A 15,700-nucleotide genomic window follows, 5' to 3' on the forward strand; every position below is an offset into this window, starting at 1 on the left:
CACTTCCTCAAAATGAGCCAAATGAGTATCAAGGTTACACACAGCAAGAGGAACCTGTAGAAGTTGTTGAGGCAGAAAGTAACAATCAGGATTTGCACTATGGTACTGAAGCATTGCTCAATGCCTTACCTCGAATTTGGACTCGTGGTTTATTGTATGTACTCATTGCCTTTGCTGGCTTGTTCTTACCTTGGGCAACTCTCTCACGAGTCGATGAAACTGGTAGCGCTAGAGGGCGTATAGAACCTAAAGGCGCAACTCAAAAATTAGATGCTCAAGCTAGTGGGAGTGTCAAAACAGTTATGGTCAAAGAAGGAGATATAGTCAGAGCCGGTCAGGTTTTAGTAGAACTAGAGTCTGATATCCTGCAAACGGAATTGCAACAAGTCGAGATCAAATTGCAAGGGTTACAAAATCGGCAATCCCAACTGGAACTGCTCAAAAATCAACTCATAATGTCAACTAGCCTCTTAGAGCAACAAAATAAATTCCAAGAATTAGGAAAAATGGCTCAAGTTAACCAGGCGCAGCAAGACCTGGATGCCAAATTAAGTAGCTATGATCTCCAAAAATTAGAAAAACAAGCATTAGTTAAGCAAGCCCAGCAGCAGATTTACACCACTCATGATGATAAGCAATCGGCTAAAGCCCGTTTGGGTATAGATTCTAGGCAAATTGAACGCTTTAGCAAACTCGTTAGCGATGGTGCAGTTTCTGCAACCCAAATTGATCAGCTTAAAAAAGAACAACAAGAAAGTAAACGACTCTATAGCAGGGCTGTATCAGATATCAAACAAGCAGAATACCGTTTAGCCGAAGAACTAAATCGTTATCAAGTAACTATCAAAACGTTAGAGTCGGATATCAAACAAGCAAGACTGCGACTGCAAGAGGAACAAAGTAGCTATAAAAGTTTGATGCAAGCCGGACAACTGGCTGTGATGAAAAATCAGGAACAGCTAAAAGACCTACAGACACAAATAACAGCAGTACAATCAGAAGTCGCTCAGACTAGAAGCCAGATTATATCTATAAAAGTTCAAATACAGCAACGAGTGGTGCGATCGCCGATTCATGGAGTGATTTTTGAATTACCCACCACGAAGCCGGGAGCAGTAGTACAACTCGGTCAAAGGATTGCCCAAATCGCACCCAAGAATGCAGATTTCATACTCAGAGCTACTATGCCTAATCAGGATAGTGGTTTTTTGAAGCTAGGAATGCCAGTTAAAGTCAAGTTTGATGCCTATCCGTTCCAAGAGTATGGCATTGTGCCAGGGAAAGTTACTTGGATCTCTCCTGACTCAAAAATTACCCAAACACCCCAAGGAAACATCGAAAACTATGAATTAGAAATCACCTTAGATCAGCAGTATGTCGAAAATGGCAACAAACGTATTCCATTAGGTGCCGGTCAGACAGCAAATGCTGAAGTCATCATTCGCCAACGCCGGGTGATTGATTTTGTTTTAGATCCATTCAAGAAACTGCAAAAAGGCGGTTTAGAAATTTAGTCAGAGCAATGCCTAAGGCGGCAAGCTACACACGGGAGTTAGGAAATACGACAAGGGAAATAAGAAGAATAATCAATGCCCCATGCCCCATGCCCAATGCCCAATGCCCCATGCCCAATGCCCCATGCCCCATGCCCCATGCCCCATGCCCAATGCCCAATGCCCTTAATTATTGGAGATATCATGTTATGCCTCACAATCTGACAATTTCCAATTCCGATATAATTCACAGCCTCAAACTCTCTTGTCAGATACCTGATGTGGTGGAGGCAATAGCATCGCAAAGCATCATTACCGAAGCAGCTCAAGAGCTAGGAATTACAGTCACATCAGAAGAACTACAGCAAGAAGGAGATAGCTTAAGGCTTGCTAAAAAGCTTGTCAAAGCTAAAGAAACGTGGACATGGCTAGAAAAACACCACCTGTCTGTCGATGAGTTTGAAGAATTAGCCTACAAAAACATCCTTTCGCGGAAGTTAGCAAATCATCTATTTTCTGATCAACTCGAAAAATACTTTTATGAACACCAGCTAGATTATGTCGCCGCCGTTACCTACGAAGTCGTCTTCGAGGATCGAGACTTGGCTTTAGAGCTTTTTTATGCGCTCGAAGAAGGCGAAATCATTTTTCCTGAAATTGCTCGTTTATATATTCCAGAACCAGAACTCCGTCGTGCTTATGGATATCAAGGACTCCGATACCGCAAAGATTTTCGTCCGGAGATTGCAGCAGCTGTATTTGCTGCTGCACCGCCAAAAGCTCTCAAACCGATTACGACTCCTAAAGGAGTGCATTTAATTTGGGTGGAAGAAGTCATTCAACCTCAACTAGATGAACAGTTGCGCCAAAAAATCATTACAGAATCATTTTCTGATTGGTTAAAGCAACAAATCAACGCTATGAAAATTGTCACTCATATAGACTCGAATGCAAATGTGCAATCACAGGAGGAACTTTTCGATACGTCATTTACCCAAACTAAATAGGGTAATAATTTTCCCTAACTAAGGGTAGATGCTTTTAGTTTTAAAAAGTGTTAAATCTGCTATTTATTGCCTTTTTAAAATTTAATGATTTTTTGTTTTTAGTAGATTGTCAGCATGTCCGCAATCCACTAATTTTGTGCTTTTAAATATTTAGCTAAATCGCTATAAGTATTACTGGGTATGATTTTAAGACTATTAATGCCTAAAATTTTTCTTGCTTATTTTTATATTTAGTTAATACTATGCTTGAGTATTTTAAATTGCAGACATATTAGTTTTTTAAATCAAATACTTATCAAAAAAGATTGACTTTTGAAAAAATAAACTATAGTATTTACATAACCAACAAATGATTGGTTAAGGCAAAGATTCCTAAAACAACTTACAATTTTCAGGAGAAAATCAAATGATTATTTCTGATCTAAACTACTTAGAAAATACCTCTGAAGAAATTTTCGGTGGTATTGGTACTGACACCACAAACAGAAACGTTTCAGTAACACGAGTTTTCACTGATGTTGCTGAAACCTTTAACAAGCAATTTAACCTTAACTCGGAAGGCGTACAAGGAAACGTTGCTGAATTCAATGTTAGTGCTGATGCCACTGGTCCAAGAACCTTCAGTAGCCTCGTTGCTAGTGCACAAACCGAAGTAGGTCGTTCTGAAAGTTTCGCTAATGGTACTGCTGTTACCGCCGAGTAAAGGCTGATACTTGATCCAACTGGATTATTTAATCTGAAGCCTAAAAACAAAAGCAGGTTAGAGAGAGTATGAAAACCAACACTCCAGAGCAATTGTTTTGTTGGGTTATTTTATACTCTACTCTACTTACTATTGGATGTTAAAAAATTGCTGAAAGCTATATTAAGTTGTAGTTTTCAGCAGTTTTCTAAGTTTGGGTAAATGCTAACACAGTTAATCAGACAGTTGCAAGGCTTACGTCTTTATGGCAATTGATAAGCTATTTTGCATTTAATTTGCATAATTCAAGCGCTCATGTTGCCCATCCCACGAGAGTTTGATTTAATTCGATTATGCAACTTAGATGTTTTTCAACTTATTCGTTAATGTAGCAAGCCTGTGTCACCGCCAAATCCTTTATGAATGGCGAAGGTATCGGAGGCATTGGTATTACATAGCCATTTCTACAACTTGGAAAAATTCAGTAGCACTAGCGTAGTAGCATTCAATGTTTATACCAAGTCGAGTAATGCTAGCGCCTCCAATGTTCAGCCTAAGCTGTCGCGCATCTAAATTGTGCTTTTTGGGGCTTGAAAAACTCACGGTGAGATTTTCAGCTTGAAAAATTAAATGCGTCTTTGCTTATAATCACAAGTGCCATAGCTGATCTTCAATCTCGCATGATCTGTAAAGTGGGTATTTCCCATCTAGCAGGATAAGGAGAAAATGTAATGAGCAGTGTGTATGTCACAGGTCTATCCTACGTCAATATAAATGGTGCCGGCGGTAGCATCAACCTAAGGAATACCTCTCCTACAGGTTTGACCATAAACGATAGTGAAGAAATTTTTGTAACCAGAGCAAAATCGAATAGAACTAGCGTGGAAGTCACAGATTCCTTCATTAGATATGACGGGAGCGATTTGCTGTTGGGAGGTAAAGGTAACAATACTCTCGTTGGCGACTTAGACACTGATACACTTATCAGAGGTGCTGATGACGATTTATTGGTACTTGAAGGATCAACTTCTACTCCTTTGCTTACTGATGTAATCACTGATTTCAATACATCTGGAGGTAATAGTATTGGCATCTCAGCAAACAATAACAGCCTTAAAGACCTGATATTTGCAGGCTTCGATTCAACAAGTGATGGTTTTAATACCAGTCTAGTTCAATACCAAGATAGTTTCCTGGATGGGATTAGTTCATTCTATTTTTAGGGTAGTTTTTACTAATCTTTTTGGATTTTTATTTTTTAATTCCTAAGCTTCATTTTTTGAAACAAAATTAACTTTTGTTAGTGCCAAATGTCAGGTAAAGCACAAAACATCTATGGTGTTTATGCCAAATCTGCTAATTGCCGGTCTTTCTTGTGGGTAAAGGATATAGTCAATTAACTTATTTAAAATATTTAAAAGTTTTTTTAAAAGCAAAGCAACCCCTACGTAAAAATAGCCAATTTAATAGCGATGCTAGAGAGGTTAGATAGTTTCGGTAATTAGTTATCAGTTATTAATCAAGCAGAAATATAAATAATATTTAAGCTAGATAATAGTCAAATTTACAACTTTAGGAGATAAAAAATATGCCAATCTTACGAGGAACTAACGGCAACGATGTGTTAAGTGTCCCAGGAGGAGACACTAATGTTAATGCTTACACTATTTTTGGTATTAGTGGTAGTGATACCTTGACTGGTGGAGGCGGTAAGGACAAAATTTTTGCAGGTAACAGTGGCAATTCCCTACTCAATGGGGGAGCTGACAATGATAGGTTGGTTGGCGGCTTCGGTAACGATACCCTCAATGGGGGTAGCGGTAAGGATAACCTTAGTGGAGGTCTCGGCAATGACTTATTAAATGGGGGTAGTGGCGATGACAACCTCGATGGAGGTCTTGGCGATGACAACCTCAATGGAGGCGATGGCAATGATATTCTCTTTGGAAGTCTTGGGGATGACTTGCTTTTTGGGCAGGCTGCCGATGACACCCTAAATGGAAGTGTTGGTAGTGACGTATTATTTGGAGGCGATGGCAATGATAATCTGAGTGGAGGCCCTAACGGATCTCCTGATGCTCCAGAAGGATTCTTTGAGGACTTTCTCGTTGGAGGTGCTGGTAGTGACACTCTAAATGGATTTGGCGGTGGTCAAGGAAGCTTTGAGAGAGATGTGTTAGTAGGTGGCGGTGCGGTTGACCAAGCCGGCAATATCACAGATTTTTCTCCCGATGGCGCAAGAGACCTATTTGTGCTTGGGGATGCAAATGGCTCTTTTTATACAAATGCTGGCTTCGACGACTATGCTATTATTTATGGCTTTGTGAAGGGTATTGATCAGTTGGAACTGAGTCCAGCTGTGACTTATACATTTAGAACTGTATCGAATGGCAGTGACCTTGATACTTATATTTTTGCAAAACTTCCTAGTGGTGATGATCTGATTGCGATTGCAGCAAACGTTGACCTGATTAGCTAGGTATACCTCGTAATCAGTAGAGGATGAAGTTAACAATATCTTGGTTGGGGACAAGAGTAATTTAGATCCGATTATCCTGCACAACCAACATTACTGTTCAAATTATAAGATTGTGCGATGGCGTATCGCTACGCCCAATTCTACAAGATAGGGTTGCATACACTCATATATCTTTGTAGACAAAGTATATAACAGGAGAAATAAAAACTAATCATGCAGTCACAGACACTCTTTTTACAGCCTATCGTAAATCCAATTCCTAATCCCAAGCCTAACTTTGCTAATGCTAAAGGGGCTGCTTTTTACTCCAACTATAGTCAAAAGCCCTCAGAAACTTTGACTGCCACTCAGGTAAAGACGTTGGTTCAAGGTGGCGTCGCTACAGCTATGGCTCAAGCCAAAGCTGTTTTTAACAATGACCCGACTTATTCTTTGCTCTTTGGTGATAGTACTGGGATTGGATTAGATGGTACTTTTGCAGGAAGTGCCAAGAGTGAAATGCAAGTGATTGCTAGTTTTAAAGTTGGCGCTAAAAAAACCTTCTCTTTCGATTTCTTTGCAGACTTAGCACTAACAGCCAAAGAAATTGAAGATTCTGATACTGAATATAACCAGGCTAAGGGGAAAATTGGTTTCTTGGTACTAGACACCAAAAATCCTAATAAACCTAAAGTATTAGATTATTTTGGTATCCAAGGCAAGTTAATTTCCTCAGAAATTGCTAATTCCAAGTCTAGCAACAGCGGTAATGTTACTATTAACAATCGGTTGCAAACTATTGATCTTGACGGCGATAATAATAAGGACTCGATCATAGTAAAGACCATTGGTAGTTATCAAAAGACCTTTAAGGATAACACCAACATAACAATAGTAGAAATGAATGCAACTAATATTGCATTTTTAGGAGATACTTTAATCAACAATTTAGGTAAGGATGTTATTTATGGCACGATTGGGAAAGATGATATTGAAGGAAGTCACAGTGGAGACAAAATTTATGCCAGCTTAGGGGATGACAACCTGGTTGGAGAGGAAGGCAATGATATCCTTGAGGGCGGTCAAGGTAATGATACCCTAAGTGGAGGTCAAGGCAATGATAAACTTTATGGCGCTTCGGGTGATGACGTTCTGATTGGTGGTAGCGGTAATGATGTTTTGGTTGGTGGCGACGGCTATGACACATTTGTTTTCAAGCGTAGCTATAACTTGTTGAAAGGTGAGATTGATGTCAATAGCTTGTTGAAAGGTGAGTTTGATGTCATTGAAGATTTACTAGTTAGTATTGATAATATTTTAGATGGTGGCAATAGGTTGTTGAAACCAGAGTTTGATGTAATTCAAGATTTTAAAATTGGTATCGATAAGATTGAACTTAATGGTTGGGATAATATTAAGGCTGACACTTGGTTAAAGAAGATGTTTTCTCAAGGTAATATAACCGATACTAAGAATGGTCTACTTTTCAATTTGGATGCTGGAGACACTGACAAAACCTTGCTGCTATCAGGTGTAAAATCTAGTCAGTTTAGCTCTGATTCGATTATATTTTCTTAGAGTAATTTATTAGTAATGTTCCCAAAAACCAAAGCTTATCTACATGCCGAGAGATACTGGTTCACCATTCTTTGCCGCTTTTGCGAGTAAGTAACGGACTTCTTCATCCGTAGTTTGGGGAAAGTCTTCGTACCAAATACCAACACTTTGGAAAGAACTAGGTGTTGAGATACAAACGATTTTGTCTACTTCAGCTTCTAACTCATGGCAAGTTTCGGGTGCGGCGACAGGCACAGCAATCACAATCTGAGAGGGTTGCTGTTTTCGCACAGCCACAACAGCAGCCCACATGGTTGCACCCGTTGCTAAACCATCATCTACCAAGATGACTGTGCATCCTTGTAAATCTCTTAAAGGACGATTTCTGCGATAAAGCCGTTCCCGCCGCTCTAACTCACGTTCTTCTTGCACCGCCACCCTGGCAATTACTTCGTCGGATATCTTCAATAGGTTGATAATATATTCGTTGACTATTCGCACACCACCAGAAGCGATCGCTCCCATAGCTAGTTCTTCTTGATCAGGCACACCTAATTTACGTACCACCAAAATATCTAAGGGAGCATTCAACGCTTCGGCTACCTCAAAGGCAACGGGTACGCCACCTCTTGGTAGCCCTAATACCAGAACATCTGGGCGGTTAGCATAGGCGGCTAACTCCCTAGCCAAAACTTGACCCGCAGACCTCCGGTCTTTGAATAGCATAGTGTGATACTCCTGATTAGTTTCCAAAAAAATTAAGTATTTATACGTTTTTGCCTTTGGCTATCCACATTAAACAACGGACCAAATTCTGATGAGAATAGATATAAGAGCTAGGCGTTACGCCAGCGTTTCCAGAGTAGCAAGGATTGCAAGCTCTAGATCACCAGATGACATCGTGTTGCATTCTCCCTCCAGATTTGTCTTAATGCATGACTTGTTATATGTCAGATTGTCCTGATCTGATCTTAGAAAGCTAAAAATTCCGTGTCCTCTGACTAACGAGGCGATATCTTCGATTTCCAGTTCTATCAAACGGATGAGTTAATTTTAATCGAGGAAGATTTTCGCATCTTAGACTGATAACATCTCAATACTTTACACAGATCCCGAAATGGTTTGTTTAGCAAGGGAAAATGATTTGTAGCCATACCGTAAGCGACAGTAAACCAGTAGCCAGTTAAGTTTTCTCCCACTTCCCAATGTTTATTGTTAAACTTATACTGAGCATTTTTTTAACTTTATATTAAAAATCAATTACTTAACCAACGTTAGATGCCAAAATTTATGAAAATACAGTGAGAATTAAATTGCTAATTCGCCAACTGCTGCCTTATGCTTCCATTATCTTTTGCTTACATGATTTTAATACTACCTTTACATTATGCTTTAATTGTGAGTGTGGGATAATACAAAACATACACCTTTGTTAGAGAATGCGTAGTTTTAGAGAAAAAACCTCATCCAAATTACCCACCTAACACTTTTAAGTAAAAATTCGTAGGGTAGAATAACTTAATATTGCTCAGATATTTTAAAATTCAAAGCAGGATTTTTTTATGATCAGCTTAAGTAATTCGGAAAACAACACACCTGGCAGCACAGCAGCCACTAAGAGGCTGGCGAGAGCGATGATGGTTTCTGCTGGGGAGTTCTCACTGATATTAGCTTGTTGTAACTGTGTTGAAAGGCAGAAGCAAGTGCTGAATGTGTTAACAGAATTTTCGTCAGGAGACATCCACGAAATCTTACTCTCACCTGCGGCAGACACATTGTATGCAGCTATTACAACTGCGATTGGTGATACTCAACCCGAAGCTTTGATGATACGGGGTTTAGAATCTGTAATGGAACTTAACCAATTAATCATTAGTACCAACATCATGCGAAATCAGTTTCGGAAAGAGTTCCGGTTCCCTTTGGTGTTGTGGATCAATGAAGAAATTCTATGCAAGCTAGTCTGGCTAGCACCAGATTTCAAAGACTGGGCAGCCAGTACTATTAGATTTGATATACCTCAGAATCAGTTGGTTGAAGTTGAACAACAAGCCATCAGCGCTTAATATTACTTAAGATTACTTGCAAAATCTTGTATTACCTTAGGTTGAGCAGAGCAAAACCTAAACTATAGTTTTGTTACATTATTTTATAAAATTACTTTTATTCTTGTTTACGAAGGCGAGGCAAAAAGTATTACAAACTTCCCTGGTAAGCTATTTTTATAGGCAGCGGTGTTGCTTCTCTTCTCCAATAAACGGCTTTTATCTTCAGTTGCCATAATGAGCAATGCCGTGTTGCTACCCAGTCACCCTTCAAATCAGAATTGCTATAAGGAACAAACAATCAGTACATTAGCGTCTGTCTAGATATCTGTTTCAGAAGAGAGATACTAAATGAATTTCAAGTGGTGAAGTTCTGGAATTATATCCATTATATATTATTGGCTGGATACTATTTATGAGTTTTATAACTCTTGACTAAATCCTTATATTGCTATGAAATTTATGTTGAAAGGCTACTTCAACCCCAATCAAACGCGGATTTTCACTGTTTTGATTTTGACTGGAATTTTGTCTGTTGCTAGTGATTTAACATTTATCAAAGGTGCTACGGGCGCTACTCCAAACTTATCGCTAGAAACAAGCAATAAATTTCTAAATGACAAACAAAACTGGATTTATCATACCAATAGTAACGAGCGATCGCTACGTTTAGCTTCGGCAAACACTCCCTCAAGCAATCGGTCAAATAATTTACCCGCATCTGTAAGAAATGCTGTTTTGCAAGCCGCCTCCAAACGTTTGCAACAGCCAACTTCTCAGTTAAGAATCGTTGAGTTTCAACAGCAAACTTGGAAAGATGGCTGTTTAGAATTAGCTAATGCTGATGAATTCTGTACCCAAGCTTTGGTACCAGGTTGGCGGGTGGTTGTAGGCATTGGTGAACAAACCTTGGTTTATCATACCAATCAAACAGGTTCCGCACTCAGGCTAAATGAAAAGGCTAGCTCAAGTCCACTAACCCCTGTACGAATTCCAGTCAGCGAGTTACCACCACCATTAGATCAATATGTAGTATTTCGGCAAATTTCCAGCGGTGGTTTTGCTGGTAGAACTTACGAGACTGTTTTACTCAAAGATGGACAATTGATTCGGGTGCGGATTGGTGATGCCAATGATTCAGAGCGTAGTGTTCGCCGCGTTTCTGGGCAAAAGGTGCAACAATTTGTGCGATCGCTAGAACGTTCTAAATTTAGTAAATTCAAAAATCTGAGTTACCCAGCCCCCAGCGGTTCTGCTGATTTTATCACGTACACTCTTACCAGCCAACAGGGTACGGTTCAGTACAACGATATTTCTCAAAATAACCTGCCAAAGAATTTACAAGCAGCAGTCAAAGCCTGGAATGATCTCATAGCCAACGCCAAATAAGAAACCTCAGCATGAATAGCGATTGTTTTAGCGCTTACAATCGAAACGATCGCTATTCATGCTGATTGCTCATAATTTGATCGTGTCTGTAATTAAATGATGAAAAGGTTTGTCAAGTGGTGTATTGAGTTTCATTCTTGGTTGAATATTCGCCAAAGTAGAAAGTCTCTTTTTTTTGCCGTTATAGCTACCTTGAGTGTAGTTGCGACGGTGATGCTATCGTTCCCTTTGAACGCTCAAGTTAATCTGCCGCGAACACCAGCATCTGAGTTAAGAGGAGTTTGGTTAACAAATATTGATAGTGATGTGTTATTTGAGCGCGATCGCCTCAAGGGATCTTTGCAACGCCTTGATGAACTCAATTTTAACACCATATATCCGGCGGTTTGGAATTGGGGATATACATTATATCCTAGCAAAGTTGCACAGAAAGTTATTGGGCGATCGCTCGATCCCACACCTGGACTCAAAGGGCGAGATATCCTCAAAGAAATTGTGGATGTGGGACATCAAAAAGGGTTAACAGTGATTCCCTGGTTTGAATTTGGCTTTATGGCACCGGCTGATTCTCTATTAGCTAAAAATCGTCCCCAATGGCTCACCAGTCGCAGCGACGGGACTCGGATTATCAAAGAAGGGACGCATAATCGTGTTTGGCTAAATCCTTTTCGCCCAGAAGTACAACAGTTTATTCAAGATTTAATCGTTGAAATTGTCAGAAACTACAATATCGATGGTATTCAATTTGATGACCATTTTGGCTTGCCATCAGAATTAGGATACGATGCTTACACAGTGGCACTTTACAAAAAAGAACACCGTGGTAAAGCTCCCTCCAAAAACTCTAAAGATCCAGAATGGGTACGCTGGAGAGCTAATAAAATCACGGAGTTTATGAAACGGGTATTTACAGCCATTAAAGCTACTAAAAAAAATTGCCTCGTTTCTGTTGCTCCTAATCCTCAACGTTTTTCCTACGAATACTTTTTAGCAGACTGGCAGAAATGGGAACGGATGGGAATCATTGAAGATTTAGTTTTGCAGATATATCGGGATGATTTGAATGTCTTTATCAGCGAATTAGAGTATCCAGAAGTGAAAGCCGCAAAAAGCCATATTCCTGTGAGTGTGGGCATTTTGGCTGGGTTGAAAAATCGATCTGTGCCGATGCAACAAATTCAGACACAAGTGCAAAAAGCACGCGATCGCAATTTCGCTGGAGTCTCTTTCTTTTTCTATGAAACCCTCTGGAATATGAGCAAAGAAAAGCCCCAAGAGCGTCAAGCTGGCTTCGAGAAAATTTTCCCCACACCCGTAGCTTACCCCAATTTGCTCACAGGTTGGAAACCGTAGAAATGTAGGGAGTGGGGAGTGGGGAGATGGGCAGAATTCTTCAAACTCTTGTAGAGACGCGATTAATCGCGTCTCTCTATCCTATTCCCAAACGCCCAGCCAAGCCAGGAGTAAGGGGTAGAAGCGTGGTAATCATCAAGAATAGAGCTAAAAGCCCCAAAGCAGCTCTAGCATCATCGGGTTCAGTGACTTCATTCAAGCTGGGGCGTTCTTGATCCCGTTGCAAGAAGAAAATCACGATCGCCCAGTACATGGCAAGAGAATTACCGAGAGACACTAACGCCAGTAAAATTAAAGTTGCGATCGTTGCTCGTCCTGCGGTTTTGCGTCCATAAATCGCTTGAACAATGCGCCCACCATCGAGTTGTCCTGCGGGCATTAAGTTCAAAGCGTTAATTACTAACCCCAGCCAACCAATTATCACTAAGGGATGAACACTTACCAACGACGACTGCAAGGCCGAACCAAGGACAACTCGCGCCAAACTTCCCACCAAAATCGACCCTTGGAAAAACTGATTTGGTAATTGAAATAAACTACCTGGGTGAGAAAGCACCAAGCCCGTCACCAGCATTAACAAAGAAACGATACCACCTGCGGCTGGCCCTGCTAAAGCGATATCAAATAATACCTTGCGGTTGGGCAACAGAGATTCAAAGCGGGTAATTGCACCAAAGGAGCCAATTTGCACAGCCGGCAGAAAGAAAGGCCAGCTAAGGCGGATTTGGTGACGCCGAGCAAGTAACCAATGACCGATTTCGTGAGCTAGTAAAATCGCAAATATCCCAGCGCCTATGGGCAAAGCTTCTTGAAACCGCCCAGGATTGCCAAAGAAATCAAAATTCAGCAATAATCCCGCAGCTTCTAAACTTGTGGCAATGGTCGCTATCAACAGAATACCTGCAAAAGCTTTTTGCGATCGCAACATCGGCTTGGGATCATTGCGGCTCGGCAGGACAATTACCACTGGTTTGCCGTCTGTATTTTCCACTAAAAACAGGCGATATTGATCACCAAGACGTTGCTGCAAACTTGCAGTTAGACGGTTGTGAGTCTCTTCTGGTTCTCCCCGCAAATTGCCTTTGAAAATGGCTCCATCTTGGTAAGCGATCGTTTCTGTAGCAAAAAAAGTATCGATACCGAAAATACCTTTAACTGCATTCAAGTCTTCTTCTGGTATCGGTGGGATCTCCGGTTTCAGTTCTGCTACTTTTGGTTGTGGGGAATTTGCTTCAAGTGAGGAAGCCGCAGCGAGTCTTTCTGTGGCGCGTTGCTTGAGGATGGCATCTTGCCCAGCTGCACGTAACTGTCTGCCCAAGTAGACGTACAATCCGGCGGAAGTCACTACTAAGAACAATATACCCGCTATATTGATGTAAATCCCTGCGGCAAACAATCCAAAAAACAAGAGCCAGGGAGTCATCAACACCACCGACTGTAACCAGGCTAAGATTCCCAGTTTACCAAAAGGTCTGGCGCGATAAAAGCCCCAGCCCAAAATGCCTAAAGCTACCAGTAGGATTGCCGCCAGGATAGAAGTTTCTGATAAAGTAAACATCTCCAAACCTTTGCTATTGAGACTAAGCCAGAACAAGTCCGGTATTGCAGATACACTTATTAATGTATAACGCCACCTGTAATCTGCCCAAATTATCCCGCTTTGTGCGTAGCCCAACCGAGGCATCGGGCAAATCGAACTTATAATAGCTTGACTTGCAGCAGATCGCTTGGTGCAGTAGACACGCTAGTAGGGTGTGTTACGGCTTTAGCCTAACTAACGCACCAGCTTTTGAGCAACATGAAAAGAGAGCGATCGCAAATATATCAATCGCTCTCTTACCCAATAATTAATTTGCTCAAATTGTATTTGAGCGAAGTGATCTTCTAAGTCCAATAAAGAATTTCAGCATTTGGAAAGCGCCTACTAATCTCACTCTCAAAAAAGCTACGCAACGCCTTCATTGTGTCTTTCTCGTAAACGTACTTCGTCCCGCCAAACTTATTACGCTTGACACTGCGTTTTGCCTCATCCATTTCTAATTTTGATTGCGGATACCAAGTTTGTAACACTTCTTTTGACCCAGGTGTGAATCGATGCGAGATTAACTCAAAGGTAAGGTTACAGTCAAAATCCAGTGCTTCGTTTATCTGCTCAAACAAACGACTATAGTGCATTTGCCAATCGTCTACCAGCATAATTGGCGCGATCACCAAGCCTACTGGATAACCGCCACCGCCACGCTCTTGTGGTAGCGCCAACCGTCGCAACGCATTAAGTCTGGATGCTACGGATGCTGTGCCACCTTCAAATTTGCCAGAAATCGGTGCAGCATTAACGCTCATCCGACAGCGAGTATGCCCATTGTGTGGTAAATCGAGTAATCCATCCACAGCATCAAACTTCGATACCCAACGTAAATGTGCATTGGGACGAGTGCCAAAGTAACGGATACATTCAGCAAGACTTCCAGTTAAATGCTCAATACCCAATGGGTCAGTGTAACAGCTAACTTCAAAACTGGTGGTTTTCCCCTGTTGCTCGTAGTTAGCTAAGTTCTCTAATATCTGCGGTAAGTTAGCAAAAACGCGGATGACAGGTGGCCCCGACAAGCTACCAGCTAGGTAGCAGTATTGACAGTGAGCCGGACAACCCTCGGCAAGGTGAAACTGCCAATCCGCAGAAGGTGGGATCGGACTCAGTTTAAAAGAACTGGGTGGTGCAGCAACCACCGCTAAAGTACGCTTGGCGATGTTGTAAGTATCCCGCTTAGACTCACCGCGTAGTCCCTTCAGGCGGTTCTGTGATAACTCTTCTATTGGTAAGTTGATTGACTGCACACGTTTAAGAATCTGCTGCCCCCAATCCTCATCTAGGGCAGCAGGTGTAAACAGTACCCGTTCAGGTATCCACAACCTTGGTGATCTTATTTGTGTATCTGATACTGAAACTTGGTCTGTAGTGGTATTCAGCAATATCTTTCTCCGTTATTTAATTTGCTGATTTCTGCAATTAATTTTCCAGGACTTGCTTAATTCGTCGTTCTAACAAATCAAGATCCAAAGTACCTTCATCACGGCTAATTCGTCGCACAGTCGAATTAACATTACCTAGATTTACCAATAAATCTTGAAGAATTTCTTGCTGCTGACGGGCTTGAGTAACCTCGCGTGGCTCCTGTACTAAATCACGCACGATGGTATCTTCAGCGCGAGAGGCGATAATTGGATCGCTTTGCCCTTGAATGTGAACAAAGGTTCGTCGCCCAGGGCCTCGTTCCTCTTCTATTGGTATAACTGCTGTTACTTGATCAGAACGCACATATTTGCCAAATCCTAAATGGACTAGTTCTGATGAGAGTATTTTCATATAATTGAAGCGTTATTTTTATGTCTTACTTATATTGTAAAATCTAGAGAAGTTACCTTAAAGCTATAGACTATACGGCTTATACCCAATTCAAAGTAGTAGTTTCCTTTCCCAGCTTTTGGGCTTGTTCTGGGGTTTGACCAAGCTCAACTAACTCAATTTTTAGGTTAAAGTTCTAACCTTGGGTTTGCTCTGATTCAATGTCCTCATCTGCGATCGCATCCTTTCTCACCACTCACCAAATCGCGTTGCTCGCCTTGAGGGTACTACTGAAGAAAAACTATAAAGGTCATTGGCGTTGCTGAATTAAAGTATGAATCTGGATGTAGAGACGTAGCACTGCTACGTC

Annotated in this window: 13 protein-coding genes; 9 read left to right on the plus strand and 4 right to left on the minus strand. The window is 41.0% G+C overall.

Annotation, left to right across the window (positions count from 1 at the left end; all coding sequences use genetic code 11):
* The 6 genes from VB740_RS12740 to VB740_RS12765 all read left to right on the plus strand — a co-directional run.
* Positions 1-1,514: HlyD family efflux transporter periplasmic adaptor subunit (locus VB740_RS12740; RefSeq protein ID WP_323200364.1), on the plus strand; the 1,514-nt coding region annotated here is incomplete at its 5' end.
* A gap of 188 nt (positions 1,515-1,702) precedes the next feature.
* A complete protein-coding gene (locus VB740_RS12745; protein WP_323200373.1) occupies positions 1,703-2,500 on the plus strand; it encodes a peptidylprolyl isomerase in 798 nt (265 codons plus the stop codon).
* A gap of 406 nt (positions 2,501-2,906) precedes the next feature.
* Positions 2,907-3,203, plus strand: a complete 297-nt coding sequence (locus VB740_RS12750; protein WP_323200365.1) for a hypothetical protein — start codon at positions 2,907-2,909, stop codon at positions 3,201-3,203.
* A 710-nt stretch (positions 3,204-3,913) separates the two neighbouring features.
* Positions 3,914-4,405 (plus strand): hypothetical protein, encoded by a 492-nt coding sequence (locus VB740_RS12755; RefSeq protein ID WP_323200366.1) that lies wholly within the window; start codon positions 3,914-3,916, stop codon positions 4,403-4,405.
* A gap of 365 nt (positions 4,406-4,770) precedes the next feature.
* Positions 4,771-5,661, plus strand: a complete 891-nt coding sequence (locus VB740_RS12760) for a calcium-binding protein (protein WP_323200367.1) — start codon at positions 4,771-4,773, stop codon at positions 5,659-5,661.
* A 336-nt stretch (positions 5,662-5,997) separates the two neighbouring features.
* Positions 5,998-7,218 carry a calcium-binding protein gene (locus VB740_RS12765; RefSeq protein ID WP_323200368.1) on the plus strand — a complete coding sequence of 407 codons (1,221 nt, stop codon included), beginning with the start codon at positions 5,998-6,000 and terminating at the stop codon, positions 7,216-7,218.
* 39 nt (positions 7,219-7,257) lie between these two features.
* On the opposite strand, the gene VB740_RS12770 is transcribed toward VB740_RS12765, so the two are convergent.
* Positions 7,258-7,923, minus strand: coding sequence for a phosphoribosyltransferase (locus VB740_RS12770; RefSeq protein WP_323200369.1), 666 nt, complete (start codon positions 7,921-7,923; stop codon positions 7,258-7,260).
* 836 nt (positions 7,924-8,759) lie between these two features.
* On the opposite strand from VB740_RS12770, the gene VB740_RS12775 reads away from it, so the two are divergent.
* From VB740_RS12775 to VB740_RS12785, 3 genes are all read left to right on the plus strand, one after another.
* A complete protein-coding gene (locus tag VB740_RS12775; RefSeq protein WP_323200370.1) occupies positions 8,760-9,263 on the plus strand; it encodes a hypothetical protein in 504 nt (167 codons plus the stop codon).
* A gap of 432 nt (positions 9,264-9,695) precedes the next feature.
* Positions 9,696-10,631, plus strand: a complete 936-nt coding sequence (locus tag VB740_RS12780) for a hypothetical protein (RefSeq protein WP_323200371.1) — start codon at positions 9,696-9,698, stop codon at positions 10,629-10,631.
* Positions 10,632-10,730: 99 nt separating this feature from the next.
* On the plus strand, positions 10,731-11,984 hold the full coding sequence (locus tag VB740_RS12785) for a glycoside hydrolase family 10 protein (protein ID WP_323200374.1): 1,254 nt from the start codon (positions 10,731-10,733) through the stop codon (positions 11,982-11,984).
* A gap of 76 nt (positions 11,985-12,060) precedes the next feature.
* On the opposite strand, the gene VB740_RS12790 is transcribed toward VB740_RS12785, so the two are convergent.
* The 3 genes from VB740_RS12790 to VB740_RS12800 all read right to left on the minus strand — a co-directional run bounded on the left by VB740_RS12790 (position 12,061) and on the right by VB740_RS12800 (position 15,351).
* The gene (locus tag VB740_RS12790; RefSeq protein ID WP_323200372.1) at positions 12,061-13,542 is read right to left on the minus strand and encodes a site-2 protease family protein; all 1,482 of its coding nucleotides are present in this window, start codon (positions 13,540-13,542) and stop codon (positions 12,061-12,063) included.
* Positions 13,543-13,868: 326 nt separating this feature from the next.
* Positions 13,869-14,891 (minus strand): spore photoproduct lyase family protein, encoded by a 1,023-nt coding sequence (locus VB740_RS12795; protein WP_323200375.1) that lies wholly within the window; start codon positions 14,889-14,891, stop codon positions 13,869-13,871.
* Between the two features lie 103 nt (positions 14,892-14,994).
* Positions 14,995-15,351, minus strand: a complete 357-nt coding sequence (locus tag VB740_RS12800; RefSeq protein WP_190896616.1) for a hypothetical protein — start codon at positions 15,349-15,351, stop codon at positions 14,995-14,997.
* Between the last annotated feature and the right edge of the window lie 349 nt (positions 15,352-15,700).

The organism is Nostoc sp. UHCC 0251, from assembly GCF_034932245.1.
Lineage (GTDB): Bacteria > Cyanobacteriota > Cyanobacteriia > Cyanobacteriales > Nostocaceae > Nostoc.

Coding starts and splice junctions, on each gene's coding strand:
- VB740_RS12745 (WP_323200373.1), top strand. CDS start 1,703: ATGCCTCACAATCTGACAATTTCCAATTCCGATATAATTCACAGCCTC.
- VB740_RS12750 (WP_323200365.1), top strand. CDS start 2,907: ATGATTATTTCTGATCTAAACTACTTAGAAAATACCTCTGAAGAAATT.
- VB740_RS12755 (WP_323200366.1), top strand. CDS start 3,914: ATGAGCAGTGTGTATGTCACAGGTCTATCCTACGTCAATATAAATGGT.
- VB740_RS12760 (WP_323200367.1), top strand. CDS start 4,771: ATGCCAATCTTACGAGGAACTAACGGCAACGATGTGTTAAGTGTCCCA.
- VB740_RS12770 (WP_323200369.1), bottom strand. CDS start 7,923: ATGCTATTCAAAGACCGGAGGTCTGCGGGTCAAGTTTTGGCTAGGGAG.
- VB740_RS12775 (WP_323200370.1), top strand. CDS start 8,760: ATGATCAGCTTAAGTAATTCGGAAAACAACACACCTGGCAGCACAGCA.
- VB740_RS12780 (WP_323200371.1), top strand. CDS start 9,696: ATGAAATTTATGTTGAAAGGCTACTTCAACCCCAATCAAACGCGGATT.
- VB740_RS12785 (WP_323200374.1), top strand. CDS start 10,731: ATGAAAAGGTTTGTCAAGTGGTGTATTGAGTTTCATTCTTGGTTGAAT.
- VB740_RS12790 (WP_323200372.1), bottom strand. CDS start 13,542: ATGTTTACTTTATCAGAAACTTCTATCCTGGCGGCAATCCTACTGGTA.
- VB740_RS12800 (WP_190896616.1), bottom strand. CDS start 15,351: ATGAAAATACTCTCATCAGAACTAGTCCATTTAGGATTTGGCAAATAT.